The sequence below is a fragment of the Pseudoduganella sp. RAF53_2 genome, from assembly GCF_052113985.1.
GTDB lineage: Bacteria > Pseudomonadota > Gammaproteobacteria > Burkholderiales > Burkholderiaceae_D > Rugamonas.
The window spans coordinates 1-1,757 of the sequence record NZ_JBFRDW010000900.1 but is presented as its reverse complement, the minus strand read 5'-3'; the positions used below and the strand labels follow the sequence as shown (position 1 = coordinate 1,757).

The 1,757-nt window shown below is 60.4% G+C and carries 2 protein-coding genes; both read left to right on the top strand.

All coding sequences use genetic code 11. The features are described from left to right. The coding region (locus AB4Z11_RS30815; RefSeq protein ID WP_442029856.1) for an MFS transporter at nucleotides 1-689 on the top strand (689 nt) is incomplete at its 5' end. Nucleotides 690-920: 231 nt separating this feature from the next. Continuing rightward, on the top strand, nucleotides 921-1,757 hold an 837-nt coding region (locus tag AB4Z11_RS30810), incomplete at its 3' end, for an HDOD domain-containing protein (RefSeq protein ID WP_442029855.1).

Here is a 1,757-nt window from a genome sequence, read left to right as displayed (position 1 = left end):
ACACCATCCTGCTGTTCGTGGTGTGCTACCGCCGCCTGCCGGAAACGCTGCCGCCGCACAAGCGCCATGCCTTCAATCCGCGCTTCCTGTGGACCAGCTACCGCACGATTTTGTCCTCGCCGCTTTTCCATTTGAAGACAGGCGTGGTAGCGCTAAATTTCTGCGGCCTGTTTGTCTACATCTCCGCCGCGCCGATTGCGCTGCCGGAGCAGTTGCACCTTGGCCCGGACCAGTTCGCGTGGCTGTTCGTGCCTGCCGTGTCGGGCATCTTCCTCGGTGCACTGGCCGCCAACCGCATCGCCGGCAAATGGAGCTTCGCGCGCCAGATCCGCTTCGGCTTCGCTTTCCTGCTGACGGCCGCCGCGGTGAATGTGCTGTACCACCTATTCCTGCCGCCCGCCCTGCCGTGGAGCACTTTGCCGATCTTCTTCTACACCTTCGGCATGTCGGTCGTCGCCCCGGGCGCCACATTGCTGGCGCTGGACCTGTTCCCGCACATCCGCGGCACGGTCGCCTCCTGCCAAAGTTTTGCCGTCACCCTGCTGGCCGCCGTGATTGCAGGCGTGATTGCCCCGGCGCTGTCGCACTCCATACTACTGTTGGCCTGCGCCCAATTGTGCTTTACGGTAACAGCCCTCGGATTATGGTTGACGTCGCGCGTGGTCAAGCGCATGCTATCGTCCCAATGAAAGAATAACAGCAACATTGTTTTATTTTTAACAATAATCCCTCTTAGTACGTTAATAAATGCAACAAAGTGTCGCCGGGAATTTGTATTGCCGATAAGTTATAGTATATTTATGTTAATGTGCATTTGAGATTGCAAGCGGGAAATGCACGGTAAAGCTGTTACTGTTTAAAGAATTGAACAGGCGCCCCATGTGCTAGGCGCCGATTTTTTACGTCACCTTGGCGCCAAGATGCATCAACCTGATCATGACATCCGCAATCGCTTGCTGATCGCGCGTCTGCCGGCCATGCCGCAGATTCTCATCAAGCTGATTGAGCTGCTGCAAGCCGACGACGCCGGCATGCCGGAGTTGGCCGCGCTGATCGCCAAGGATGCCGGGATGACGTCCAAGATCCTGTCGGTGGCCAACAGCTCGGCCTACCAGCGCCACAGCCGTTCCGTAGGCCTGGAGCAGGCCCTGGTGTCGCTCGGCACGGACATGATCAAAACGCTGGTGATCAGCGAATCCGTGTTCCAGACCTTCAACAACTTCCCGCACTCCGGCAGCACCGATCTGCGCGCGTTTTGGAAAGGTTCCCTTACCACTGCCGTGATCGCGCGCGACATCGCCCGCGCCATGGATTACCCGCACGTGGAAGAAGCCTATCTGGCCGGCCTGCTGCACAATGTCGGCCGCCTGGCCCTGCTGTCCACCGCGCCGAAGGAATACGCCTACAACTTCACCGCGCGCGACGACGAAGACCTGTGCGCCGTCGAGCAGCGCACCCTGGAAATCACGCACACCGAAGCGGGCGCCTGGCTGATCGAACGCTGGAACCTGGATTCCTTCCTGGCCGACTCGGTGCTGTATCACCACGAGCCGGTCACGCGCCTGGAGTCCGCGCATCCCCTGATCCGCATCGTGCGCCTGGCGCACCACCTGTGCTACCACGATGGCGACGCCGACGAAGCAGCCGCGCTGTGCGGCCTGGATGCGACCCAGCTGGACGCCTTCGTGAAGTCGGCTGCGCGCCAGGTGCTGAAGTCCGCCGAATACCTGGGCATCGACCTGACCGGCGCCGACGAC